Annotated in this window: 22 protein-coding genes and 1 tRNA gene; 13 read left to right on the top strand and 10 right to left on the bottom strand. The window is 69.1% G+C overall.

Features of this window, described 5'->3' with window-relative positions; all coding sequences use genetic code 11:
• Position 1: 1 nt before the first annotated feature.
• Positions 2-481 carry a channel accessory protein ArfC, sunset domain variant gene (gene arfC / locus AC5Y5B_RS04170; RefSeq protein WP_500003902.1) on the top strand — a complete coding sequence of 160 codons (480 nt, stop codon included), beginning with the start codon at positions 2-4 and terminating at the stop codon, positions 479-481.
• Here arfC and AC5Y5B_RS04175 read toward each other — a convergent pair.
• From AC5Y5B_RS04175 to AC5Y5B_RS04185, 3 genes are all read right to left on the bottom strand, one after another.
• Positions 478-1,815, bottom strand: coding sequence for a sensor histidine kinase (locus AC5Y5B_RS04175; protein WP_112632789.1), 1,338 nt, complete (start codon positions 1,813-1,815; stop codon positions 478-480). The genes arfC and AC5Y5B_RS04175 overlap by 4 nt on opposite strands.
• 15 nt (positions 1,816-1,830) lie before the next feature.
• Positions 1,831-2,541: a two-component system response regulator PrrA gene (gene prrA, locus AC5Y5B_RS04180; protein WP_112632790.1), complete on the bottom strand. Its 711-nt coding sequence runs from the start codon at positions 2,539-2,541 to the stop codon at positions 1,831-1,833.
• Positions 2,542-2,639: 98 nt separating this feature from the next.
• A complete protein-coding gene (locus tag AC5Y5B_RS04185; protein WP_112632791.1) occupies positions 2,640-4,112 on the bottom strand; it encodes a carboxyl transferase domain-containing protein in 1,473 nt (490 codons plus the stop codon).
• A 27-nt stretch (positions 4,113-4,139) separates the two neighbouring features.
• Here AC5Y5B_RS04185 and AC5Y5B_RS04190 point away from each other — a divergent pair, with 27 nt between their 5' ends.
• The 8 genes from AC5Y5B_RS04190 to AC5Y5B_RS04225 all read left to right on the top strand — a co-directional run bounded on the left by AC5Y5B_RS04190 (position 4,140) and on the right by AC5Y5B_RS04225 (position 12,085).
• Positions 4,140-4,871 carry an enoyl-CoA hydratase gene (locus AC5Y5B_RS04190; protein ID WP_112632792.1) on the top strand — a complete coding sequence of 244 codons (732 nt, stop codon included), beginning with the start codon at positions 4,140-4,142 and terminating at the stop codon, positions 4,869-4,871.
• A gap of 5 nt (positions 4,872-4,876) precedes the next feature.
• Positions 4,877-5,986: an MBL fold metallo-hydrolase gene (locus AC5Y5B_RS04195; RefSeq protein ID WP_500003907.1), complete on the top strand. Its 1,110-nt coding sequence runs from the start codon at positions 4,877-4,879 to the stop codon at positions 5,984-5,986.
• Between the two features lie 40 nt (positions 5,987-6,026).
• Entirely contained in the window at positions 6,027-7,610 is a 1,584-nt protein-coding gene (locus AC5Y5B_RS04200; RefSeq protein WP_500003910.1) for a serine hydrolase, read from the top strand.
• A complete protein-coding gene (locus AC5Y5B_RS04205) occupies positions 7,607-9,997 on the top strand; it encodes a cation-translocating P-type ATPase (protein ID WP_500003913.1) in 2,391 nt (796 codons plus the stop codon). Before AC5Y5B_RS04200 ends, AC5Y5B_RS04205 begins: the two co-directional genes overlap by 4 nt.
• 65 nt (positions 9,998-10,062) lie before the next feature.
• Positions 10,063-10,251, top strand: coding sequence for an antitoxin (locus tag AC5Y5B_RS04210; protein WP_500003915.1), 189 nt, complete (start codon positions 10,063-10,065; stop codon positions 10,249-10,251).
• A gap of 3 nt (positions 10,252-10,254) precedes the next feature.
• Positions 10,255-10,728, top strand: a complete 474-nt coding sequence (locus AC5Y5B_RS04215) for a type II toxin-antitoxin system Rv0910 family toxin (protein ID WP_500003918.1) — start codon at positions 10,255-10,257, stop codon at positions 10,726-10,728.
• An 82-nt stretch (positions 10,729-10,810) separates the two neighbouring features.
• Positions 10,811-11,581, top strand: a complete 771-nt coding sequence (locus tag AC5Y5B_RS04220) for a VOC family protein (protein ID WP_500003920.1) — start codon at positions 10,811-10,813, stop codon at positions 11,579-11,581.
• Positions 11,582-11,650: 69 nt separating this feature from the next.
• A complete protein-coding gene (locus tag AC5Y5B_RS04225) occupies positions 11,651-12,085 on the top strand; it encodes a hypothetical protein (protein ID WP_500003922.1) in 435 nt (144 codons plus the stop codon).
• A gap of 4 nt (positions 12,086-12,089) precedes the next feature.
• Here AC5Y5B_RS04225 and AC5Y5B_RS04230 read toward each other — a convergent pair whose 3' ends face one another.
• From AC5Y5B_RS04230 to AC5Y5B_RS04240, 3 genes are read right to left on the bottom strand one after another with little or no spacing between them, the layout of a single operon-like run.
• Positions 12,090-12,572, bottom strand: a complete 483-nt coding sequence (locus tag AC5Y5B_RS04230) for a VOC family protein (protein ID WP_500003925.1) — start codon at positions 12,570-12,572, stop codon at positions 12,090-12,092.
• Positions 12,572-14,086: a carotenoid oxygenase family protein gene (locus AC5Y5B_RS04235; protein WP_500004731.1), complete on the bottom strand. Its 1,515-nt coding sequence runs from the start codon at positions 14,084-14,086 to the stop codon at positions 12,572-12,574. The genes AC5Y5B_RS04230 and AC5Y5B_RS04235 overlap by 1 nt, the downstream gene beginning before the upstream one ends.
• Before the next feature lie 2 nt (positions 14,087-14,088).
• A complete protein-coding gene (locus AC5Y5B_RS04240; RefSeq protein WP_500003927.1) occupies positions 14,089-15,315 on the bottom strand; it encodes an acetyl-CoA acetyltransferase in 1,227 nt (408 codons plus the stop codon).
• A gap of 746 nt (positions 15,316-16,061) precedes the next feature.
• On the opposite strand from AC5Y5B_RS04240, the gene AC5Y5B_RS04245 reads away from it, so the two are divergent.
• Positions 16,062-17,594, top strand: coding sequence for a glycoside hydrolase family 183 protein (locus AC5Y5B_RS04245; RefSeq protein ID WP_500003929.1), 1,533 nt, complete (start codon positions 16,062-16,064; stop codon positions 17,592-17,594).
• A 45-nt stretch (positions 17,595-17,639) separates the two neighbouring features.
• A complete protein-coding gene (locus tag AC5Y5B_RS04250) occupies positions 17,640-18,026 on the top strand; it encodes a hypothetical protein (RefSeq protein WP_112632855.1) in 387 nt (128 codons plus the stop codon).
• A gap of 58 nt (positions 18,027-18,084) precedes the next feature.
• On the opposite strand, the gene AC5Y5B_RS04255 is transcribed toward AC5Y5B_RS04250, so the two are convergent.
• Positions 18,085-18,303, bottom strand: a complete 219-nt coding sequence (locus AC5Y5B_RS04255; protein WP_112632803.1) for a hypothetical protein — start codon at positions 18,301-18,303, stop codon at positions 18,085-18,087.
• 962 nt (positions 18,304-19,265) lie between these two features.
• Between AC5Y5B_RS04255 and AC5Y5B_RS04260 the strand changes: the two genes are divergently transcribed.
• Positions 19,266-20,498, top strand: a complete 1,233-nt coding sequence (locus AC5Y5B_RS04260; protein ID WP_500003932.1) for a PPE family protein — start codon at positions 19,266-19,268, stop codon at positions 20,496-20,498.
• Between the two features lie 28 nt (positions 20,499-20,526).
• Positions 20,527-21,906, top strand: a complete 1,380-nt coding sequence (locus AC5Y5B_RS04265) for a PPE family protein (protein WP_500003937.1) — start codon at positions 20,527-20,529, stop codon at positions 21,904-21,906.
• Positions 21,907-21,934: 28 nt separating this feature from the next.
• On the opposite strand, the gene AC5Y5B_RS04270 is transcribed toward AC5Y5B_RS04265, so the two are convergent.
• From AC5Y5B_RS04270 to AC5Y5B_RS04280, 3 genes are all read right to left on the bottom strand, one after another.
• Complete coding sequence (locus AC5Y5B_RS04270; RefSeq protein WP_500003941.1) at positions 21,935-22,228, bottom strand: hypothetical protein; 294 nt, start codon at positions 22,226-22,228, stop codon at positions 21,935-21,937.
• A 103-nt stretch (positions 22,229-22,331) separates the two neighbouring features.
• Positions 22,332-22,871: a hypothetical protein gene (locus tag AC5Y5B_RS04275; RefSeq protein ID WP_500003944.1), complete on the bottom strand. Its 540-nt coding sequence runs from the start codon at positions 22,869-22,871 to the stop codon at positions 22,332-22,334.
• Positions 22,872-22,884: 13 nt separating this feature from the next.
• A tRNA-Arg gene (locus AC5Y5B_RS04280) sits at positions 22,885-22,957 on the bottom strand.
• Between the last annotated feature and the right edge of the window lie 2 nt (positions 22,958-22,959).

Below are 22,959 nucleotides of genomic sequence, written 5' to 3' on the forward strand. Positions count from 1 at the left end.
GATGAGCCAGGTGAACTGGTGGCTTTTCGGCCTGTCCTTCGCGCTGGGGTTGCTGCTGACGCTCACGCTGATCATGATCCCCGCCAAAAGCCCGGCGCCGGTGGACGACTCGCGGGATGAGCGGGCGGCGCGAGAGCCCGATACCACCCACATCCCGGTCACCGAAAAGCGGACCACGACGATCCCGATCACCGAACGGCGCACCACCAAGATCCCGGTCGCCAGGGAATCGCCGACCACCAAGATCGCGGTGTCGCCGGGCGCCCCGTACGGTCCGGGATCGGCCGACGCCGGCCCCGGCGGCGGCGGGCCGGCCGGATTTCTGATCAAGGCACAGATGGCGGGCAAGCTGTACCTGACGCCCGACGATCCGTCCTACGACTCGACCACGGCCCAGGTCTGGTTCCGGGACGAAAAGTCCGCGCAGCAAGCCGGTTTCACGCCGCGCCGCGATGGCTCGGACAAACCGGTAGAGCGCTAGCTGGGGGCCGGAATCCGCACCACCAGGCGCGCGCCGCCCAGCGGGCTGTTCTCCAGTGCGGCGGTCCCGCCGTGCAGCTGGGCCTGCTGCGCGACCAGCGCCAGCCCCAGGCCCGACCCGGAATGGGAGGCCGTCGATCCGCGAGAAAACCGATGGAAGACCACCTGTCGCTCATCTTCGGGCACGCCGCCGCCGTTGTCGTCGATGGCGATCTCCACCCCCGCGCGCGAGCTGACCGCCGACAGCTGGACCCGGGTGGCGCCGCCATGCTTGACGGCGTTGGCGATCGCGTTGTCGACGGTCAGGCGCAACCCGGCCGGCAATCCGACGATGATGCAGGTGGGGGAGGGCACCAGCGACACGTCGACACCCGGGTAGATCCGGGCGGCGTCGTGCGCGGCGCGGTCCAGCAGTTCGGTGATGTCGACGGGCACGTGGTCGTCGGCCGTCGACAGTTCGCCCTGGGCCAGCCGCTCGAGTGCGGTCAGCGTGGCCTCGATCCGCGACTGCGTGCGGATGACGTCGCCCAGCACCTCCTTGCGCTGGTCGTCGGGCATGTCCAGGGTGGACAGCACTTCGAGGTTGGTGCGCATCGCGGTCAGCGGGGTGCGCAGTTCGTGCGAGGACACGGCGGCGAAGTCACGCGCCGAGGCCAGCGCGTCCTTGGTCCGGTCCTGTTCGGTCCAGATGCGCTGCAGCATCCCGCGCATGGCTTCGGCGATCTCGACGGCCTCGCTGGCGCCGCGCACCGCGACCTGGGGGCGTTCGTCGGCGTCGATCGAACGGGCTTGCTGGGCCAGGCGTTTGAACGGCCGCACCGCGAAAGCGGCCAGGAGCCAAGCGAATACCGCCGCCGCACCGATCGAGAGCGCGCAGATCAGGATCACCCGGCGATGCAGGTTGTTGGTCTGGGCGATCGTGTCGTCGTAGGTCGCGCCCACCGCCACCGTCGCCGGTTGCGGCGTGCGGACCTCCAGGGTGCGCACGCGATAGCGCACCCCGTTGATGTAGGTGTCGGCATAGCCCACGTCCAACGGGGGCAGCGTGACGTCCGAGTTGGACTTGACCTGGCCGTCGCGCCGCACGGTGATCACGGTGTCCTGATCGTTGGGGGTGCGCGGGATGTCGTCGAGGCCACGGGGCAGGAAGGGGATGGCGAAGCCGGCCGCCTCGTCCAGACGGCGATCCAGGCGTTCCTTCCAGGCGCTGGTGATGCCGAACCACACCACCGCGCCCGCGATCACCACCACGATCGCGGTGCCGATGGCCGTCGCGACCGCAACCCGCGCCCGCAGCGAGGGCGTCCGGGTCAGGATCCGCGACAGGAACTTCATGGCCGGCCGACCTGGCTACTGCATGCGCAGTACGAATCCCACTCCGCGCACGGTGTGCAGCAGCCGGGGGCCGCCGTTCGCCTCCAGCTTGCGGCGCAGGTATCCGATGAACACATCGACGACGTTGGTGTCGGCGGCGAAGTCATACCCCCAGACCAGCTCGAGCAGCTGCGCGCGGGACAGCACCGCGGTCTTGTGCTCGGCCAGCACCGCCAGCAGGTCGAATTCCCGCTTGGTCAGGTCGACGTCGACGCCGTTGACCCGGGCGCGTCGGCCCGGGATGTCGACCTCGAGCGGCCCCACCGTGATGGTTTCCGACGACGACGTGGCGGTGGCGCCGCGGCGGCGCAGCAGCGCCTTGACCCGCGCGACGAGTTCGGCCAGCACGAAGGGTTTGACCAGGTAGTCGTCGGCGCCGGCCTCCAGGCCCGCCACCCGATCGTCGACCGAACTACGGGCCGACAGCACGCAGACCGGGACGTCGTTGTCCATGGCGCGCAGCGCCGTGACGACGCTGACGCCGTCGAGCACCGGCATGTTGATATCGAGCACGATCGCGTCCGGGCGCGTCTCGGTGGCGCTGCGCAACGCCTCGGCGCCGTCGACCGCCGTCGACACCTCGAATCCGGACAGCCGCAGACCGCGTTCGAGCGACGCGAGCACATCTGAATCGTCGTCGACGACCAAGACCCGCGGTGAGCTAGCTCCAGTGTCCATGCGGCCCATTTTGCCTGATTGTCGACTATGGCTGTGGGAGGCCGCACCGCTGAATCACCCGTCACCCGTTCGCCGGCACCCCGTGCGTGCTTCGTGTCGCGCCGAAGCTAGGGCAAACCGATGTTGCGGTAGCGCCGCAACCGGGCGGCCAGCCGCTCGTCAGCGGGAAGCTCGCGCAGCGCCCGCACCTCGGCGGCGATGGCCCGCGCCACCCGCTGCGCGAACTCGACCGGCTCGTCGGCGGCGTCGGGGTGCTCCGGGACGACGACGTCGACGATTCCGGATCGCAGCAAATCGACCGACCGAATGCCCTGTGCCGCAGCGAGTTCGGGCGCGTGGTCGGTGTCGCGGAAGACGATCGCGCTGGCCCCCTCCGGCGGTAGCGGCGCCAGCCAGCCGTGCAGGGCCGCCAGTACCCGGTCGGCGGGCACCATCGCCAGCGCCGGGCCGCCGCTGCCCTGGCCCAGCAGCACCGACACCGTCGGGGTGTCCAGCGTCACCAGCTCGGCCAGGCATTGCGCGATCTGGCCGGCCAGGCCGCCCTGTTCGGCCTCGGCCGACAGGGCCGGGCCCGCCGTGTCGATCACCAGCACCAGCGGCAGCCGCAGCTCGGCGGCCAGCGCCATGCCGCGCCGGGCCTCGCGCAGCGAGGCGGGCCCCACCAGGCCGCCCGTCAGCCGCTGCTGTCCCAGCACCACCACCGGCTGGCCGGCGAAGCGGGCCAGGGCCAGCAGCGTGGTGGCCGCCTCTCCCTGGCCGGTCCCCGACAGCAGCACCCGGTCGGTGGCGCCGTGCCGCAGCAACACCCCGACCCCGGGCCGGTCCGGCCGGCGCGACGCCACCACCGAATCCCAGGCGGGCACGTCGGGTGTCGGTTCGGGCGGCGCCGGGGCGGGCAGCGGGTCGGGAGCGTCGGCGATGACCGTCATGGCGCGGTGCAGCGTGCGGCGCAGCTCATCGAGCGGTACCACGCCGTCGATCACGCCGTGGCGCTGCAGGTTCTCCGCGGTCTGGACGCCCTCGGGAAACGGTTCGCCGTACAGCAGCTGGTACACCCGCGGGCCCAGGAAGCCGATCAACGCGCCCGGCTCGGCTACCGTGACATGGCCCAGCGAACCCCACGAGGCGAACACCCCGCCGGTCGTCGGATTGCGCAGGTACACCAGGTAGGGCAGGTGCGCCTGCTTGTGCAGCCGTACGGCCGCGGCGATCTTCACCATCTGCAGAAACGCGACCGTGCCCTCCTGCATGCGGGTGCCACCAGAGCTCGGCGAGGCCAGCAGCGGCAGCCCCTCGGCCGTGGCCCGCTGCACCGCGGCGGTGATCCGCTCGGCCGCGGCCACCCCGATCGAACCGCCCAGGAAGCCGAATTCGCACACCACCACCGCGACCCGGCGCCCGAAGACGCGCCCCTCGCCGGTCAGCACCGATTCGTCCAGGCCCGTCGCGGCGCGGGCTTCGGCCAGCTCCTGGGCGTAGGACGCGCTGACCGGCACCGCCAGCGGCTCGGTGTCCCAGCGCAGGAAGGAATTTTCGTCCAGCACCGCATCGCGCAGTTGACCAGCCGTGATACGACTCACCAGACGAGGCTATATAGGGTGGCTGCCATGATCGGTGTTACCCAGGCCGAGGCCGTGATGACCATCGAGCTGCAGCGCCCCGAGCGCCGCAACGCCTTGAACTCCGAGCTGGTCGAGGAGCTGCGCGAGGCCGTGCTCAAGGCGGGCGACGGCACCACCCGCGCGATCGTGCTGACCGGTCAGGGCACGGTGTTCTGCGCCGGCGCGGACCTGTCCGGGGACGCCTTCGCCGCCGACTACCCCGACCGGCTCGTGGAGCTGCACAGGGTGCTCGACGCGACGCTGATCCCGGTCATCGGGGCCATCAACGGCCCGGCGATCGGCGCCGGCCTGCAACTGGCCATGCAGTGCGACCTGCGGGTGGTGGCGCCCGACGCGTTCTTCCAGTTCCCGACCTCGAAATATGGCCTGGCCCTGGACAACTGGAGCATCCGGCGGTTGTCCTCCCTCGTCGGCCACGGCCGTGCCCGGGCGATGCTGCTGACCGCGGAGAAGCTGCCCGCCGACGTCGCGCTGCAGACCGGGATGGCCAACCGGATCGGCACACTCGCCGACGCGCAGGCCTGGGCGGCCGAGATCGCCGGGCTGGCGCCGCTGGCGATCCAGCACGCCAAGCGGGTGCTCAACGACGACGGCGCCATCGAAGAGGCCGGGCCGGTGCACAAGGAACTCTTCGACAAGGCCTGGAGCAGCCAAGACGTCATCGAAGCCCAGGTGGCCCGGATCGAGAAGCGGCCGCCGAAGTTCCAGGGGGCCTGACGAACATGCGGGGGACGCTACGGCTGGTCGCCGGTACGGCGTCGCTGGCGGCCGGAAGTTGGCTGGTGCGGGCGCTGCACGGGGCGCCCGACGCCCTCGGCGCCCACCCCGCCTCGATCGCGGCTGTCACGGCCGGGTCGCCGAACTACCGCGACGGCGCCTTCGTCAACCTCGAACCCCCGTCGGAAGCCAGGATGGACCGCGAACAACTGCGGCTGGTCGCCTGGGAGCTGGTCGGGAACCGGAGCGGGAGCCGGCCGAAGGGGCCGATCCCGCTGGCGTCGCCGGGAATCCTCGACGCCGACCCGAGCCGGCTGGCCGTCAGCTGGTTCGGCCATTCCACGGCGCTGCTGGAGATCGACGGCTACCGGGTGCTCACCGATCCGGTGTGGAGCGACCGGTGTTCGCCGTCCGACGTCGTCGGCCCGCAGCGGCTGCATCCGCCGCCGATTCAACTCGAGGCGCTGCCCGCCGTCGACGCGGTGGTGATCAGTCACGACCATTACGACCACCTCGACATCGACACGGTCCTGGCGCTGGCCCGCACCCAGCGGGCCCCGTTTTTCGTGCCGCTCGGCATCGGGGCCCACCTGCGCAGGTGGGGGATACCCGAGCACCGCATCGTCGAGCTCGACTGGCACCAGAGCGCCAAGGTCGACGAGCTCACGTTGGTTTGCGTACCGGCGCGGCACTTCTCGGGGCGCTTTCTGGACCGCAACACGACGCTGTGGGCCTCGTGGGCGTTCGTCGGCCCCACCCATCGGGCGTACTTCGGCGGCGACACCGGCTACACCAAGAGCTTCGCGCAGATCGGCGCCGATCACGGACCGTTTGACGTGACCCTGCTGCCCATCGGGGCCTACAACACGGCGTGGCCCGACGTGCACATGAACCCCGAAGAGGCGGTGCGCGCACACCTGGACGTCACCGACGGCGGGTTGCTGGTGCCGATCCATTGGGGCACTTTCCGATTGGCCCCGCACCCATGGGCGGAACCGGTCGAGCGGCTGCTGGCCGCCGCCGGGCCCGAGGGGGTGAACGTGGCGGTGCCGCTGCCCGGTCAACGCATCGATCCCGGGGTGCCGGAGGAATCCGATCCCTGGTGGCGGCTGTAGGTTCACGCGGCGCGCATCGTCACCGCGTTAGGGTTCGCGGATGACCACACGCGCGGCCACGGCCGCCATCGCCGCGGCGCTGCTCGGGTTGACGGGTTGCGGCTCCGCCCAGCCCACCGCCGGGTCGGCGTCCACGCCGTCTGACCTCCCGCCCAACCAGGTCTCCGGCGTGACCATCCCCGCCGGCCGCATCGACGAGGCCGTCGCCAAGGTCGACGGGCTGGTCGGTGACCTGATGAAAAGCAGCGGCATCCCGGGAATGGCCGTGGCCATCGTGCACGGCGGGAAGGTGATGTACGCCAAAGGTTTCGGCGTCAAGGACGTCGGCAAGGGGCGCGGCCAAGACAACACGGTGAACGCCGACACCGTCTTCCAGTTGGCGTCGGTGTCCAAATCCGTCGGCGCGACCGTGATCGCGCACGAAGTCAGCGACAACGTCGTCGCGTGGGACACGCGTGTCGCGTCCAAGCTGCCGTGGTTCACGCTGAGCGATCCCTATGTCACCGGCCATGTGACCGTCGGCGACCTGTATTCGCATCGCTCCGGGCTACCCGACCACGCCGGCGACAAGCTCGAAGACCTGGGATATGACCGTCGGCAGACGCTCGAGAGACTCAAGTACCTTCCGCTGGACCCGTTCCGAATCAGCTACGCCTACACCAACTATGGGATCACCGCGGGGGCGGAGGCGGTCGCGGCCGCGGCGGGCAGGCCATGGGAGGACCTGTGCGACGACGTGCTCTACGGCCCGCTGGGAATGACGTCGACCAGTTCGCGGTTCGCCGACTTCCTCGCCCGGCCCAATCATGCGGTCAACCACATCAAGATCGACGGCAAGTGGCAGGCCCGCTTCCAGCGTGACCCCGATCCCCAGTCGCCCGCGGGCGGCGTCGGCTCGTCGGTGAACGACATGGCCCGCTGGCTGATGATGTTGCTGGGCAACGGAACCCACGACGGCCGGCGGATCACCTCGCCGGAAGCGCTGCTGCCCGCCACCAGCCCGCAGATCGTGTCCGCGCCCGCCAAGGCTCCGCAGGCGCGCACCGGATTCTACGGATACGGCTTCAACTCCTCGGTGGATTCCTCGGGACGCACCCAGTACAGCCATTCGGGCGCATTCGATCTGGGCGCGGCGACCAACTTCGTCGTGCTGCCCGCCGAGGATGTGGGCATCATTGCGCTGACCAACGCCGCGCCCTACGGCATCCCGGAAACATTGACCGCCGAATTCATCGACCTGGTCGAGTACGGCCACATCCGCGAGAACTGGGGACCCTTGTACGACAAGGCGATCGGCTGGCTGAACAACCCGCTGGGCTCACTGGTCGGCAAACAGCCCCCGGCCAACCCCGCCCCGGCCAGACCGCTGCGCGACTACGCCGGCGTCTACGCCAGCGACTATTGGGGGCCGGCCCTCGTCACCGAACGCGACGGCGCGCTGCAACTGGCGATGGGCCCGAAACATCGGACCAGCACGCTGACCCACTGGGACGGCGACACCTTCACCTTCCCGCTGACCGACGAAAACGCCCCACCCGGAACGGTTTCCAAGGCCGTATTCACGGGCGCCTCGCTGAACTTGGAGTACTACGACTCGAACAAGCTGGGGACGTTCACCCGATGACTCTCGCCGCGACGACTGGGCTCACCGACGCCGAAGTGGCGCAGCGGGTGGCCGACGGCAAGAGCAATGCGGTGCGGGAACGGGCCACGCGCAGCATCACCGACATCGTGCGGGCCAACGTCTTCACCCGGATCAACGCGATCCTGGGGGTGCTGCTGCTGATCGTGCTGGCGACGGGCTCGCTGATCAACGGCATGTTCGGGCTGTTGATCATCGCCAACAGCGTCGTCGGCATGGTCCAGGAGATCCGGGCCAAGCAGACCCTGGACAAGCTGGCGATCGTGGGGCAGGCGAAACCGTTGGTGCGCAGGCAATCCGGCACCCGGGCGGTGCCGCCCGATGAGGTGGTGCTGGACGACATCATCGAGCTGGGCCCCGGGGATCAGGTGGTCGTCGACGGCGAAATCGTCGAAGAGGCGAACCTGGAAGTCGACGAGTCGCTGCTGACCGGTGAGGCCGACCCCATCGCCAAGGCCGTCGGCGACGAGGTGCTATCGGGCAGCTTCGTCGTCGCGGGCAGCGGCGCCTACCGGGCCACCAAGGTCGGACCGGACGCCTACGCGACCAGGCTCGCCGAGGAGGCCAGCAAGTTCACCCTGGTGAAATCCGAACTGCGCAACGGCATCAACCGCATCCTGCAGTTCATCACCTACCTCTTGGTACCCGCCGGTCTGCTCACCATCTACACCCAGCTGTTCACCACGACCCACCCGGGCTGGCGGCAGGCCGTGCTGCGCACCGTCGGCGCGCTGGTCCCGATGGTCCCCGAAGGGCTGGTGCTGCTGACGTCGGTCGCCTTCGCGGTCGGCGTCGTCAGGCTCGGTCAGCGCCGCTGCCTGGTGCAGGAACTGCCCGCCATCGAGGGACTCGCCCGGGTCGACGTGGTCTGCGCGGACAAGACCGGCACCCTGACCGAAAGCGGCATGCGGGTCGCGCGCGTCGACGAACTCGGCGCACCGGGCGAGCGCGAATCCATCGCCGACGTGCTGGCGTCGTTGGCCGCCCAGGATCCGCGACCCAACGCCAGCATGCGGGCGATCGCCGAGACCTGCGGCGAGCCGCCGGGCTGGACCGCCACGGCGACGGCACCTTTCAAGTCGGCCACCAAGTGGAGCGGTGTGTCCTTCGCCGACCACGGCAACTGGGTGATGGGGGCGCCGGACGTGCTGCTGGAGCCGGGATCGGCGGCCGCCGACCAGGCCGAGCGGATCGGGGCCCAGGGGTTGCGGGTCCTGCTGGTCGCCGCCGCCGACGTGGCCGTCGACCACCCGAACGCGCCGGGCCGCGTCACCCCGGTCGCGCTGGTGGTCCTCGAACAGAAGGTGCGTCCGGACGCCCGCGAGACGCTGGATTACTTTGCCGGTCAAGGCGTTTCGGTGAAGGTATTGTCCGGCGACAACGCCGTCTCGGTCGAGGCCGTCGCCGGCAAGCTCGGGCTGCACGGCGAGACGATGGACGCGCGCCGATTGCCCTCCGAGCCGGCGCAATTGGCCGACGCGCTGGACACCCACACCACCTTCGGCCGGGTCCGGCCGGACCAGAAGCGCGCCATTGTGCATGCCCTGCAATCCCACGGCCACGCCGTGGCGATGACCGGGGACGGCGTCAACGACGTGCTGGCCCTCAAGGACGCCGACATCGGCGTCGCGATGGGCGCCGGCAGCCCGGCGTCTCGCGCGGTCGCGCAGATCGTCTTGCTGGACAACAGGTTCGCCACGCTGCCGTACGTCGTCGCCGAGGGTCGCCGGGTGATCGGCAACATCGAGCGGGTCGCCAACCTGTTCTTGACCAAGACGGTGTACTCGGTGCTGCTGGCCTTGCTGGTGGGCATCGAATGCCTGCTCGCCAAGCCCCTCAAGGCCGACCCGCTGCTGTATCCCTTCCAGCCCATCCACGTCACCATCGCCGCCTGGTTCACCATCGGCATACCGTCGTTCATCCTGTCGCTGGCGCCCAACAACGAACGGGCCCACGCGGGTTTCGTGCGCCGCGTGCTGACCTCGGCGCTGCCGTGCGGGCTGATCGTCGGCACCGCGACGTTCGCCTCCTACCTGCTGGCCTACCGCGGCCGGCACGCCACCTTCGCCCAACAGGATCAGGCGTCGACCGCGGCGCTGATCACGCTGCTGATGACGGCGCTGTGGGTGCTGGCGGTGGTGGCCCGGCCGTACCAGTGGTGGCGGGTGGCGCTGGTAATCGCTTCGGGCCTGGCCTATGTGGTGATTTTCAGCCTCCCGCTGGCGCGCAAGGCGTTCCTGCTCGACCCGTCCAATGTGGCGGTGACCTCCACGGCGCTGGGCGTCGGGCTGCTGGGCGCGGCCGCGATCGAGGCCACCTGGTGGATCCGCGCCAAAGTGCTGGGCGTGCAGCCGCGGTTGTGGCGCTGAGCGCGCCGAACTCACCGCAGGGCCTTGTCACCGGCCAAGTACGATGCCGGGAAAAGGGAGGGCGCATGGGATTCCTGGACAAGGCGAAGGACCTGTTGTCGCAGAACGCCGACAAGGTCGAGACGGCGATCGAGAAGGCCGGCGAGTTCGTCGACGACAAGACGCAGGGCAAGTACACCGACACCATCCACCAGGTGCAGGAGCAGGCCAAGAAGGCCACCGGCGCCGCGGGCACCGGCGACCAGCAGAACTGAGCCATGGCCAAGCTTTCCGGATCCATCGATGTCCCGCTGCCACCCGAGGTGGCCTGGCAGCACGCCTCCGACCTGTCCCGGTACAAGGACTGGCTGACCATCCACCGGGTGTGGCGCAGCACCCTGCCCGACGAGATCGAAAAGGGCTCGGTCGTCGAGTCGATCGTCGAGGTCAAGGGCATGTACAACCGGATCAAATGGACGGTGGTGCGCTACAAGCCGCCCGAGGGCATGACGCTCAACGGTGACGGCGTCGGCGGGGTCAAGGTGAAGCTGATGGCCAAGATCGCGCCCAAGGACGAGGGCTCCGTCGTCAGCTTCGACGTGCACCTGGGCGGCCCGGCGCTGTTCGGGCCCATCGGCATGATCGTCGCCGCCGCCCTGCGCGGCGACATCGACCGGTCGCTGGAGAATTTCGTGGCGGTGTTCACCCGATCCGACCCGAGCACGAACGGCGACGGCAAAGCCCATCGCTGAGCGCCGATGAGTTTTCCGCCCGGCGGCGGTCGATAGGGTGAAGCCCCTTCTCCCGGGGCCAGGACACCTCAAGGAGGTCACCGTGCCCGTCCGCGACTGCGCCCCGCTGGGCGCCCCGTGCTGGATCGATCTGACCACGTCCGACGTCGCCGGAGCCCAGCAGTTCTACGGCACGGTCTTCGGCTGGACCTTCGAGTCCGCCGGACCCGAATACCACGGCTACGTCAACGCCGCCAAGGACGGCCACCCGGTGGCCGGCATCATGGCCAACCGGCCCGAAGCCGGGTCGCCCGACCACTGGGCCACCTACTTCCACACGGCCGACATCGACACCACCGTCGCCGCGGTAAGCACTGCCGGCGGTTCGGTGTGCATGGCGATGGAGGTGCCCGCCAAGGGCCACATGGCCGTGGCGACCGACCCCAACGGCGCCGTGTTCGGGTTGTGGCAGCCGCTGGAGCATCGCGGTTTCGAGATCATCGGGGCGGCGGGCAGCCCGGTCTGGCACCAGCTGACCACGCGCGGCTACGGCGCGGCCCTCGACTTCTACCGCGACGTGCTCGGATGGCAAACCGAGCCGGTTTCCGATACCGACGAATTCCGGTACAGCACAGCACGGTTCGGCGACGAGGAGTTGCTCGGCGTGATGGACGGCGCCGCTGTCCTGCCGCAGGAGATTTTGTCGCAGTGGGTGATCTTCTTCGGCGCCGAGGACGTCGACACGACGCTACGGGTGATCGCCGATAACGGTGGCACGGTGGTGCGTGCCGCCGAGGACACGCCGTACGGGCGGCTGGCCGCCGCGAGCGATCCGACGGGTGTGGTCTTCAACCTGTCCTCGCTGCGGACCTAGCGGTTCCCGTACGGCGAGCCTCACGCTCGCTCACGCGGGCCGGCGCCGGAGTCCGTTAACCTCGCTACCATGACTCGCCGCCTGCGCCCCGGTTGGCTGGTGGCGTTTTTCGCCGTGGTGGTGTCGGCTAGCGCATGGCTGCCGTGGCTGAGGACGACCGTGAACGGCGGCGGCTGGGCCAACGCCATCGGCGGCGCCCACGGCAACTTGGAACTGCCACGGGGGTTCGGCGCGGGCCAGCTCATCGTGCTGTTGGCCTCGACGCTGCTGGTGGTCGGCGCGATGATCGGTCGCGGTCTGTCGGTGAAACTCGCTTCGGTTGCCGCACTGTTGATTTCGTCGTTGCTGGTGGCGCTGACGGCGTGGTACTACAAGCTCAACGTCAACCCCCCGGTGTCGGCCGAATACGGCCTCTACGTCGGGGCGAGTGCTGCCGTGTGCGCGGTGGCGTGCTCGCTGGTGGCCGTCGTCGCCGCGCTGGCCTCCGGCCGGCCCGGCCGCTGAACCGTCAGGCCGACGGGAATTCGTGGGTGCCCGACGTGGCGCTGCTGTCGGGCTCGTTGACGCCGAATACGAAGGGCGCGAACGCGATTTCACGCCCGTCCGGGTCGCGGAAGGTGACCGCACCGGTGGCCGCCCAATAGGGGTGCTGCTCGACGGGTTCGACGCCCGCCTCGCGCAGGCGGGCGAGGGCGGCTTGTTGCGCCTGCTGGTCGGGAAAGTACAGGCACAGCTGCTCGTGGTGGTCCACCGCGACGGTGTCGTCGGCCTCCACGATTTCCATGGTGAGGTTCCAGCTGGGCAACCCGAAGATCGCGCCGTTGCTCCCGTAGCTGCCCGCGAACGTTTCATAGAGCGGTAACCCCACCAGATCGCGATAGAACTGCACGGTTTCCGCGAAATGCGAGGAGCGGCGGGCGAATCGGATGGCCCCGATGGGCGCCAGGCGCAGCGGCCAGTGCGTTGTGTGGTGGCGCTTGTCGGCGCTCATCACAGTCCGATCGCCCGAGCGGCCGAGTCGGCCGTGTCCCAGCGGCGCAGTTCCGCGCCGGGCGCCCAGGTCGAGTGGGTGCCGCTGGAGATCCGCTCGGGCAGTTGGAGTTTGCACACCGGGCCGTCGCCGAGCCGCGCGGCGTCGAACACCAGGCAATAGGAGGCGTCGGCGTTCATGTCGGTGGTGAGGGTGACCAGGTAACCGTCGTCTTCACCGGCGGCGCCCACGCGCGGCGCCATCGCGGTCTCGCTGCCGTAGACACCGGCGCCGAAGGTGAACCCCTCCTCGCGCCCGGTGCGCAGGTCGTGTTTGACCAGACCGTCGAACAAGAACCAGCCGGGCTTGCCGGTGGCGGCGTAGGTGTAGCGGTAGTCGCGCGCGGCGTGGTCGGGATTGATGGTGCCGAACTCGGTGACCGATTCCGAGAGCTGCTCTTCTCGCACCGCGCCGGTGACCAGGTTGAAGCGCCACCGGTGCAGCCGCGCCTGCAGGCGATCCAGGGCGAGGAAGCGAAACAGCTTCTCCCACTTGGTACCTCCGGTATCCAGGGGGGAGGGGTCACCTTCGAAGAATCCGTCGACCACGATCTCGTCGCCCTCCTCGTAGGCGTTGGTGAAGTGCAGCACGAAGGTGGGATCGGCCTCGAACCAGCGAATGTCGGCGGTGCTGCCGCGGCGCGGGATCACCGCGAATCGCGACGGCATGTCGGGATAGAAGCGCGGTAGGTGCACGTCGTGCTCGAGCAGCTGGGGGTCCCAGAACAGCGGGAAATCGTTGAGAATGGCGTAGTTTTCGGTGAACGCCATGTCGTGGGGCAGCCGCGGCCCGGGCAGCGGGATGTCGACGTAGTGCGCCAGTTCGTTGCGCTCGTCGACCACGCCGTAATGCATGTACGGCTCTTGCTTGCTGTAGTTGAAGAACAGCAGCTCGCCGGTCCTGTTGTCCACCTTGGGATGTGCGGACACGCCCCATTCGGCCGGGAAGCCGCCGTTCCAGGATTCCTTGCCCAGCGTGCCGGCGGAGTACGGGTCGATCCTGTACAGGTCGCCGCACTGGTAGAAGCTGGTCAGGGCGACCCCGCGGTGGACGATCACATCCGTGCTCGACGCGTCCTTCATCCGGGTGCGCGCGCCCCATCCCTGCTCGCGGCGGGTCAGTTGGACGGGCTCGGCCAGCCCCGGCCACAGCGGTCCGCCGGCCTCGTTCTCGGCCAGAAAACCGTCGGTGCGGATGAATCGGTTGCGGTAGAAGGCCTTTCCGTCCCGGAAGCCGACCACGTGCACCATGCCGTCGCCGTCGAACGGGTGGTAGGTCTTCAATGCCGGGTGCAGCGGGTTCTCGGTGTTGCGCAGGTAGACGCCGTCCAGGTCGCGGGGGATCTCGCCCTCGACGGCGACGAGGTCGTCGGCATCCCACTCGGTGGTCTGGGGGCGCCATGGCCCGGTCCGGTAGGGATGGTCGTCGTCTTCGGGCAGGGTCGAGAGGAATTTGCCGACGATTTCGATGTCCATGGTCACGCGACTTCGGTGCCGCTGACGACGAAACTGACTGTGGTAGCGGTGCTTCCGCCGAAGTTGAGGGTGCCGAAGCTCCGCGCGCCCTCGACCTGATAGTCACCGGCGGCGCCGCTGACCTGCTTGGCCGCGTCGAGCAACATCCGCACGCCGGACGCGCCGACCGGGTGTCCGCCGCCGATCAGCCCGCCGCTGGGGTTGATCGGCAGCCGGCCGCCGATCTCGATCTCGCCGTTCTCGATCGCCTTCCACGATTCACCCGGGCCGGTCAGCCCGAGGTGGTCGATGGCCAGGTACTCGCTGGGGGTGAAGCAGTCGTGCACCTCGAATCCGTCGATGTCGTCGAGGCCGCGCCGCGCGCGACGCAGCGCGTCGGCTACCGCGGCCCGCACATGGGGGAGGACGTACGGGTCGCCGTCGGCGCGGTCCAGTTTCTGCCGCAGTCCCAGCCCGACGGTGCGGTGGCCCCAGCCGTCGATGCGCCCGATCGGGCGTGCCTCGGGGTGCTCGCGCAGGTAGGCGTCGCTGGCGAGCACCAATCCCGCGCCGCCGTCGGTCATTTGGCTGCAGTCGAACCGCCGCAGTCGCCCTTCGGTGATCGGGTTGGTCGCGTCGTCGTCGCCGATCGGATCCGGGACGGTCCACTCGCGGGTCTGGGCGTTGGGGTTACGCCGGGCGTTGGCGAAGTTGAGCTGGGCGATCGCGCGCAGGTGCGCGTCGTCCAGGCCGTACCGTCGGTCGTATTCGTCGGCCACTTGGGCGAACATGGACGGCCACAGGTAGCGGGCGTCGGCGCCCTCGTGTCCGGTCCACGCGGCGGCGCCCAGGTGCTGGGCGGCGGTGTCGCCGGGGGCGGTCTTCTCCAGTTCGATGCCCACCACCAATGCGGTGTCGTATGCGCCCGATCGCAGATCGGCCATCGCCGCCAGCGCCGCCACGCTGCCGGAGGCGCACGCCGCTTCGTGCCGCGAGGCCGGGGTGTCCCACAGGCCATCGCACACCGTCGCCGGCATCGCCCCGAGGTGGCCCTGCCGGGCGAACATCTCGCCGAGCGCGTTGCCGACGTGCACCACCCCGACGGCGGCCGCATCAAGCTTGGCGGCGGTCAGTGTGGCGTCAACGACTTCGGCGGTCAGCGCGGCGAAGTCGCGGCCTTCCTTGGTGAGGTTGCGCGCGAAATCGCTTTGGTAACCACCGAGAATCCACACACCGGGCGACCCATCCATACGCCGACGGTACTCCCGCAGGGCGGGGTTGTTGAGACCTATCGGCGAGCCGTGCCGACCGGTATCGGGGCGGTGAAAGGCCGGGAAAAAGGGCGGCCCCGTCGGCTCTCGGGCTGAACCGACGGGACCTAGGCGGACACGAAGGCCGGCCGACGTGCTCGCCTCTGTTGGATCATTGCCGCCCATGGGGGTCGACAAACATGCTGACCCAATCTGTTTCAGTGTGGCACGCCGATCGCACGGTGCCAGGCGAATGGCAAATCTCGTTTTGCGTGTGTGCAACAGCGTCGGTTGACGTTCCAAGGCGGCGAGGCTGAGCTGCGCATGTGGTGCGCTTGTACCGGTGGTGGGTCGGCCAGCAACGTGGCGCGGTCACCCGCCGCGGCGCCCCGGAAATCAACCGCGCCGGCCGCCGCGATCATGCCCGCCTCGTAGCGACAAGAGTGCCCGCCGGCGGACGGCCGCCCCGGCCCGGTCCGACCGGCCTTTGCCCCATCCTGGCAGCGCTTGGCAGGCCGAGTGATCGAGTTCAGCGGCAGACGTGGCAAAGTCGCCGACGCTTCCCAGCTCTGCGGATCGTCGGGGAGCTAATCGTCGAACGGGTGCGACGGGGGCCGGACTCGCTGCGTTGCGACACGGTCACGGATGCATACCTATCGATTCATCAGTGGTCACATGTGCCCCGTTGATCACTATCGTCACATGAGCCAACTAAGGACGATGTCCTACCCCTCGAAAGGTGTTCCATGTCGGCGTTTCTGCGAAGTGTGTCGCTCACGATGGCGTCGGCGGCCGCTGTCGGATTCGTCCTCGTGGTCGGGCCCGCGCCGCCGGCACACGCCACACCGTGTGGGGCGCCCGAGGCGAATGTGGACCCTCCCGCTCCGCCGGTGGCGATGCCCGCGCCGCAGCCGGTCGTCCAGCCACCGACCGGGCGCAGGCCCACGCACACGAATGATCAGGCGCCGCTGCCGCGGCTGGGTCCGCTGATCTCGTCCCTGCTCAAGCCGGCCGCGCCGGGCCGGCAGTACTCCGCGCCGGTGCACCCGCGAGCCGAAGGGCCGGGAGCCGATCCGGCCGCGCCGATGTACCCGCAAGCCGAGGTGTTGCCGCCCGGCCCCAATCCGCCCCCACCCGGGGTCCCCGCGCTGCCGCCGAATGCCAACCAGCTGCGTCCCAACGCCGCGCCGATTCCGCAGCCGCAGCCCGAACCGGGACCGCCGCCTCCTTCGATCGCCGGAGCGCCGACGTCCCTCGTCGACTGGGTGACCGGACCTAACGGTCCGAACAAAACCCTGCAACGTTTCAGCATCTCCGGTACCGACCTCGGGATCGCCTGGGACAACGGCGATCCCGCCAACCGTCAGGTTCTGATGGCCTTCGGTGACACCTTCGGCTATTGCAAGGTGCACGGCCAGCAGTGGCGTTACAACACCCTGTTCCGCAGCAACGACCACGACCTGTCCAAGGGGATTCACATCGCCGACGGTTCCCCCAACGACAAGTACTCCGGGTCGCCGGTGTGGGCGCCCGGGCTGTCCAAGCAGGTCGTCAACACCATCCACAAGGCGGCCCACGAGACGGGCATCATTCCGACCGCGGCGATGTCGATGGGCCGGACCCAGTACATGAGCTACATGTCGATCCGCCAGTGGGGCCGCGACGGTGAGTGGTCGACCAACTACTCGGCGATCGCCAGATCCAACGACAACGGCCAGAACTGGGGGATCTTCCCGACCACCATTCGGACGGCATCACCGGATGCCATACCTGGAGCCGGGTTCACGCCGGGAAACGAAAACTTCCAGATGGGCGCGTTCCTGAAGGGGAACGACGGCTACCTCTACCAGTTCGGCACCCCGTCGGGACGTGGCGGCGCGGCATTCCTGTCTCGCGTCCCACCGAACCAATTGCCCGACCTGACCAAGTACCAGTACTGGAACGGCGACAACGGCGGCCATTGGGTCGCGAACAATCCGGGCGCGGCGACGCCGATCTTCCCGGGACCCGTCGGCGAAATGTCGGCTCAGTACAACAGTTATCTCAAGCAGTACCTGGTGCTCTACACCGACGGCGGCAGCAACGACGTGGTGGCACGGACAGCACCGACGCCGCAAGGGCCGTGGAGTCCCGAGCAACCGCTGGTGTCGTCCTTCCAGATGCCCGGTGGCATCTATGCGCCGATGATCCATCCCTGGTCGTCGGGACGAGACCTGTACTTCAACCTGTCGTTGTGGTCGGCATACGACGTGATGCTGATGCACACCGTGCTGCCGTAAAGCGTTGCCACCGAACAACGATGGCCGAGTGAGAGGAGGGCGATGATGATCGCCTTGGAGTATCACGACAACTGTTGCGGCCTCGCCGACCCGCTCACTCCTCTCGCGGCGGCGGCGTTACCCGACGGTGTGCCCAGTTCGTCGGCGGGCGCGGCCAGCCGGGGCGAAGACCTCGACGGCGCGCAGGCCCACACGGTGTTCGACGGTCATCGTCCGGACTTCTGGACGGTGGGCAGGCCGGGCCTGCGAGACATCGAGGTGTGCATCGAAGGGACCCGCGCGGACGGCGCGATCAGCCTGGGCCTGGTGGTCAACGGCCTGGACTGCAGTGGTGTTCCGATTGACCAGGCGCTTTCGCTCGCAGACGCCCGGGGGGATGCGGGCGTCTGCGGCGTTAGCTGCCGGGGAGGCGGACACCTCAAAGCCAGTTAGCCGATGGCTCAGCGCTTTTCGAGGCCCGCCGGCACCGATCTGCGTCATGGGGTGTCGGTCACGGCGGCGGCGGGAACCACCGCTTGCCATCCGTGGTCCACCCGCACGGCAGGTAGTTCCAGTGTGCCGGCGGGGTGGGGTCGAAGCTCAGGCACTTCGGTGCATATAACGACGGCGCGGGAGGGGGCGGCGGTGCCGGTTGGTCCTCGGCGCTCGCGGTAGCCCCGCTGAGCGTCACGGCCCCAGCGGCCATCAGTGTCGCGACTAGCTTCCGCATCGCAGGCTCGGCAGGTCTTATGCCCCAACGAAGCGACGGGCGCTACGTTTCTTCCCTCACATGCACGGTGTCGATGCTAGTCCTCTTTTCCGGCTTTCGCGTGGAACTCGAACGGCTGCCGCCGGGCAAAGGGGCGGGCGCACGGCGGGACGGCCACATGCGCCGTGGCGGCCGGTTCCGCTGCCCGCTGTCCTGGCGAGGGCGCGGAGCGCGGGACACTAGACGAAGTCGATGAACACAAGCTGGACACGGCGTCACAACGAAAAGTACGATCGTGGTCTGATCATCTACTTGTAGAGCGGGGATTTTCTTGCGGCACAAAGCCGTGCAAGCAGGAGCATTGCAATGAGGTCTCTCGAGGGGAGCTCACCGCCGGTGTTTGCGGTGAGCGCCTGTGGAACCGCTCTGCGCCGCCCGAGGCACGCGCTGGTTGCGGGCGGCCACTTCAGACACGGTCGGTCCTTGCTCGCCGCGCTCATCGCCGAGCAGACCCGTCAAGACAGCTGGCGCGCAATCGAAGTCATTGCGGATACGCATAATCGCCGCGTCGAGTCATACCTGCAGCGTCGACGGCATCGTCCGTGGCGCAACCGGGGATCCTAACCTTTCGAGATTGACCCTTTCATGTCGTGACCGGCGTTGCGCTACAACGCCGGCGGGGTCGGCTATCGCAACGGCCGAAAACTGCCATAGCCACTTCGCGGGGTTCTCGGAGCCGCCGCCCAAGATCCGGTCACGGGTCGCGATTCGTCGAATCACGTTGTGAATCAACAACTAACGCCTTAACACGCGGCCGCTCGCGACACATGCGGAGCCGGTCGGTATTGCGGCCCCTGGGCACCGAAAGCGAATCGGGCTGCGCAATGCCCAGGGCGCAAATGTTTTCGGATCAGTGGACGGGTGCTGCGGCCGTGCAAGTTGCACAGGTACGGCCGTCACACCGCTAATCAGGGTGGATAACAATGGATTTCGGATGTTTACCGCCAGAGGTCAACTCCGGCCGGATGTACGCCGGCCCCGGGGCCGGCCCGATGCTGGCCGCCGCAGCGGCGTGGGATGGGTTGGCCGTCCAACTGCACTCCGCGGCGGCGTCGTACGAGTCGGTGATCGCGAGCCTGACAGGTGACTGGCGAGGCACCTCGTCGGGCATGATGGCGGCGGCCGCAGCGCCGTATGCCGCGTGGATGAGCGCGACCGCCGTGCAAGCCGAACAGGCCGCGGATCAGGCGCGAGTGGCGGTATCCGCCTATGAAGCCGCGTTCGCCGCGACCGTGCCGCCCCCGGTCGTCGCCGCCAACCGTGCCCGGTTGATGGCGCTGATCGCGACGAACTTCCTCGGTCAAAACACTTCGGCGATCATGGCCACCGAGGCCGAGTACGCCGAGATGTGGGCCCAGGATGCCGCGGCGATGTACGGCTATGCCGGTTCCTCGGCGGCCGCCGCGCAAATGACCCTGTTCGATCCGGCGCCGCGGACAACCAACCCGGCCGGGACGGCGGCACAGGCCGCCGCCGTCACCAACGCCGTCGGCGGGTCGGTCGCGACCAACACGCAATCGGCTCTGCCGCAACTGATGTCCGTCGTGCCGCAATCGCTGCAGAGCCTGACCACGCCTGCTGCTGCTGCCGACCCCCCGTCGCTGCTGTCGGCGCTCGACTCGGCGCTCACGGGTCCGCTGGGTCCCGTGTCGCTCTTCGGCATCGGGGGCAGCCCTTATCTGCTGGGCGTCGAAAACTATCTGGTGCCACAAAACGTGGCCAATGTGAACAGTGCCAGGCAGCGGCTGGACCGCGACCGACTCAAGCTGGCCCAGCTCGGCGGCGGGGCCGAGCCGGGCAACGGCGTGGTCGGCTCACCGAGGCCCGGTGGTGCCGAAGTTCCAACGGGAATGGGCCGAGCGGCCGTGGTCGGGCGCCTGTCGGTGCCGCAGGGATGGGCCGCCGCCGCCCCGGAAGTTCGGCCGGTCGCCATGGTGTTGCCACAAACCACAGTCGCCGGTGCGCCGGCCGCACTGGCGGCAGAGGGGCAGGGGTCGCTGTTCGGCAACATGGCCGCTTCGGGTCTGGCCGGGCGTGCCGTGGCCGCCGCCGGTGGTGGTTCTTCTCGCGGAATGAGCCTCGGGGGCAGCGCATTCGGGCGGGCGGCAACTACCGCCACCATCATCGTCATCAACGCCGACGACGCGCGGGACTAGCTGCCGTCACCAATATCGAGGAGCAGCAATGGATTTTGGAGCCTTACCCCCGGAGATCAACTCCGCTCGGATGTATGCCGGTCCCGGTTCGGGGCCGATGTTGGCCGCCGCGTCGGCGTGGGATGGCTTGGCCGCTCAGCTGCACTCTGCGGCGGCATCGTACGACGCGGTGATTTCCAACCTGGCCAGCGGTTGGCAGGGGCCGTCGTCGGCGGCCATGGCGGCCGCGGTTGCACCCTACGTGGAGTGGATGAGCGTCACCGCCGCGCAGGCCGAGCAGGCCGCCTCGCGGGCCAGGGCGGCGGTGGCCGCCTACGAGACCGCGTTCACGGCGACGGTGCCCCCGGTGGCGATCGCGGAGAACCGCAGCCGGCTGGCGGCACTGGTGGCGACCAATGTGCTGGGCCACAACGCTGCCGCGATCGCGGCCACGGAGGCGGAGTACGGGCGGATGTGGGCGCAAGACGCCGCGGTGATGTACGGCTACGCCGGATCCTCGGCGACCGCCGCGCAGATGACGCCGTTCGATTCGGCGCCCCAAACCACCAATCCCGCGGGAGCGGTCGGTCAATCGGGCGCCGTCGCCCAGGCCGCCGGCGTCGCTCCCGCCAACGCGCAATCCGCCCTGTCGCAGCTGATGTCCTCGACGCCGCGAACCTTGCAAAGCCTGGCAGCGCCGGCTGCATCCCCCGCAGCGGATCCGTCGTCGTTGGCGACATGGCTGAACAACCTGAACTCCACACCGCTGGCGCGGATCGCCGCGAACGTCGAGTTCGTCACCAAAGCCATTCGTCCGGTGAACGACACGCTGCTCAGCCTGAGCTTGGGCCTGGTGGTGACGGCACGGACCTGGAGCGACACGGCCGTCGACCTGGAGGGACCGCTGTTCGCCGCGCTCGGTTCGAGCACGCAGGCGGGCGCGGCGGCCGGCGCGTCCGCCGTGTCCGCAAGTGTCGGCAGCGCGGGGCTGGCAGGAGCGTTATCCGTACCGCCGAGCTGGGCGGTGGCCAGCCCGGGGATCAAGCTGGCCGCCACCGTGCTGGAGTGCACCAGCGCGGCGGCAGCGCCGACGGTCGTGGCGAGCACGAGTGGTCTCGCTGGCGAAATTGCCCTGGCGGCCATGGCCGGAAGCGCCCTGGGCGGTGCGGTGCCCCGCGGGATCACCGGAACCGCCGTGCGGGGGGTGGGACGCCGCCCCTCGGACGAGGGCGCCGACACGCCGGACAAGCTGAAGACCGTCCTGGCGGAACTGCAACAGGCGCCCGAGGCGGTTCAGCACTGGCACACCGACAAGGCGCACCTGGAAAGCCTTTTAGACCAGCTGGCCAAGAAACCGGGCGTCCATGCCGTGCACGTGTCCTCTGCCGAGAAGTCCAAAGCCACACCGCCCCGGGCCACGTGGGGGTAGCCGCACGTGGGCTAGACCTATGGCACCGTCAGGCGGCGCTGTGGCGATGCCACAGCGCGTGGGTCGGCGGCGTCGTCGGGCCGCGAGGGTCGGCCGACAGGTGGGACACCGACGCCACGGTCACGTCGCCGCGTGGCGCGGGACGCACGGTGTTGCGACGGATCCACCAGGCGGCCGTCATGGCCACGCCGGCGAGCGCCAGCGCCGCGACGATCACCACGTCTCCCAAGGCGAGCAACACGATGAAGCCCGCGGTGAGCCACAGTGTCTCGGCAATCGGGTAACGGACACCGGAGCGTTCGCTGGAAAGAATCTGCCGCATGTCGGCCTCGCTGGATAGACGGGCCACCGCTCAATCAGTGACTATCTGCCACAACGCCTGAACGGCCGCAAGGCTGCCCGATCCGGCGGCGCGGTGACCCAACTCACCATTGGCTGCTCGCGCCGGCGCGACGCTGGTTTGCCAACGCGGCAAGGCCTAAGCCGAGGAACAGCGCTGCGCCGCCGCCGGTGATGGCGGCTCCGGCCCGCGGCAGCGTATGGCGTTGGACGCCGCGTAGCGCCGCGACGACGTCCAGGGCGTCGGTGAGCAGCCCAAGTTGTAGCGCGCGGGTGCGCAATCGAGGAGAGGCATCCGTGACGGCGAGGGCCAGCGTCAGTTCGCGAGACCCGAACAGCTGGGTGGTGAAGGGCTGCCGCTCGGCGCCGGCCAGTCCGAACAGGCGTGCGGCCTTGGCTGGAGCCGCCCATGCGGTCACGCCGGTGGCGAATCGCAGCGCGGCGAATGTCGGGATGAGGACGCGGTTCGGTGCGGTGGTCATCAGACCATCCTGTTCCACTGTGCGGCCGATGCACACCCCGAAATGCCCCGACGGCCGTCCGAGGACGAATGCCGTTGCCGGACAGTGAGTTAGCGCGAACTCGTGGTGATCGGGCAGGACGAGTGGCATGCGCTGCACCGTCACACACCGGCTACGGTGCCCCCGGCAGGATTCGAACCTGCGACACCGGCTTTAGGAGAGCCGTGCTCTATCCCCTGAGCTACGAGGGCGG

The organism is Mycobacterium sp. NGS33 (assembly GCF_059812885.1).

Coding starts and splice junctions, on each gene's coding strand:
- AC5Y5B_RS04225 (WP_500003922.1), top strand. CDS start 11,651: ATGACTCGCCGCCTGCGCCCCGGTTGGCTGGTGGCGTTTTTCGCCGTG.
- AC5Y5B_RS04230 (WP_500003925.1), bottom strand. CDS start 12,572: ATGAGCGCCGACAAGCGCCACCACACAACGCACTGGCCGCTGCGCCTG.
- arfC (WP_500003902.1), top strand. CDS start 2: ATGAGCCAGGTGAACTGGTGGCTTTTCGGCCTGTCCTTCGCGCTGGGG.
- AC5Y5B_RS04255 (WP_112632803.1), bottom strand. CDS start 18,303: ATGCGGAAGCTAGTCGCGACACTGATGGCCGCTGGGGCCGTGACGCTC.
- AC5Y5B_RS04175 (WP_112632789.1), bottom strand. CDS start 1,815: ATGAAGTTCCTGTCGCGGATCCTGACCCGGACGCCCTCGCTGCGGGCG.
- AC5Y5B_RS04200 (WP_500003910.1), top strand. CDS start 6,027: ATGACCACACGCGCGGCCACGGCCGCCATCGCCGCGGCGCTGCTCGGG.
- AC5Y5B_RS04205 (WP_500003913.1), top strand. CDS start 7,607: ATGACTCTCGCCGCGACGACTGGGCTCACCGACGCCGAAGTGGCGCAG.
- AC5Y5B_RS04195 (WP_500003907.1), top strand. CDS start 4,877: ATGCGGGGGACGCTACGGCTGGTCGCCGGTACGGCGTCGCTGGCGGCC.
- AC5Y5B_RS04210 (WP_500003915.1), top strand. CDS start 10,063: ATGGGATTCCTGGACAAGGCGAAGGACCTGTTGTCGCAGAACGCCGAC.
- AC5Y5B_RS04235 (WP_500004731.1), bottom strand. CDS start 14,086: ATGGACATCGAAATCGTCGGCAAATTCCTCTCGACCCTGCCCGAAGAC.
- AC5Y5B_RS04190 (WP_112632792.1), top strand. CDS start 4,140: ATGATCGGTGTTACCCAGGCCGAGGCCGTGATGACCATCGAGCTGCAG.
- AC5Y5B_RS04260 (WP_500003932.1), top strand. CDS start 19,266: ATGGATTTCGGATGTTTACCGCCAGAGGTCAACTCCGGCCGGATGTAC.
- AC5Y5B_RS04270 (WP_500003941.1), bottom strand. CDS start 22,228: ATGCGGCAGATTCTTTCCAGCGAACGCTCCGGTGTCCGTTACCCGATT.
- AC5Y5B_RS04250 (WP_112632855.1), top strand. CDS start 17,640: ATGATCGCCTTGGAGTATCACGACAACTGTTGCGGCCTCGCCGACCCG.
- AC5Y5B_RS04240 (WP_500003927.1), bottom strand. CDS start 15,315: ATGGATGGGTCGCCCGGTGTGTGGATTCTCGGTGGTTACCAAAGCGAT.
- prrA (WP_112632790.1), bottom strand. CDS start 2,541: ATGGGCCGCATGGACACTGGAGCTAGCTCACCGCGGGTCTTGGTCGTC.
- AC5Y5B_RS04215 (WP_500003918.1), top strand. CDS start 10,255: ATGGCCAAGCTTTCCGGATCCATCGATGTCCCGCTGCCACCCGAGGTG.
- AC5Y5B_RS04245 (WP_500003929.1), top strand. CDS start 16,062: ATGTCGGCGTTTCTGCGAAGTGTGTCGCTCACGATGGCGTCGGCGGCC.
- AC5Y5B_RS04265 (WP_500003937.1), top strand. CDS start 20,527: ATGGATTTTGGAGCCTTACCCCCGGAGATCAACTCCGCTCGGATGTAT.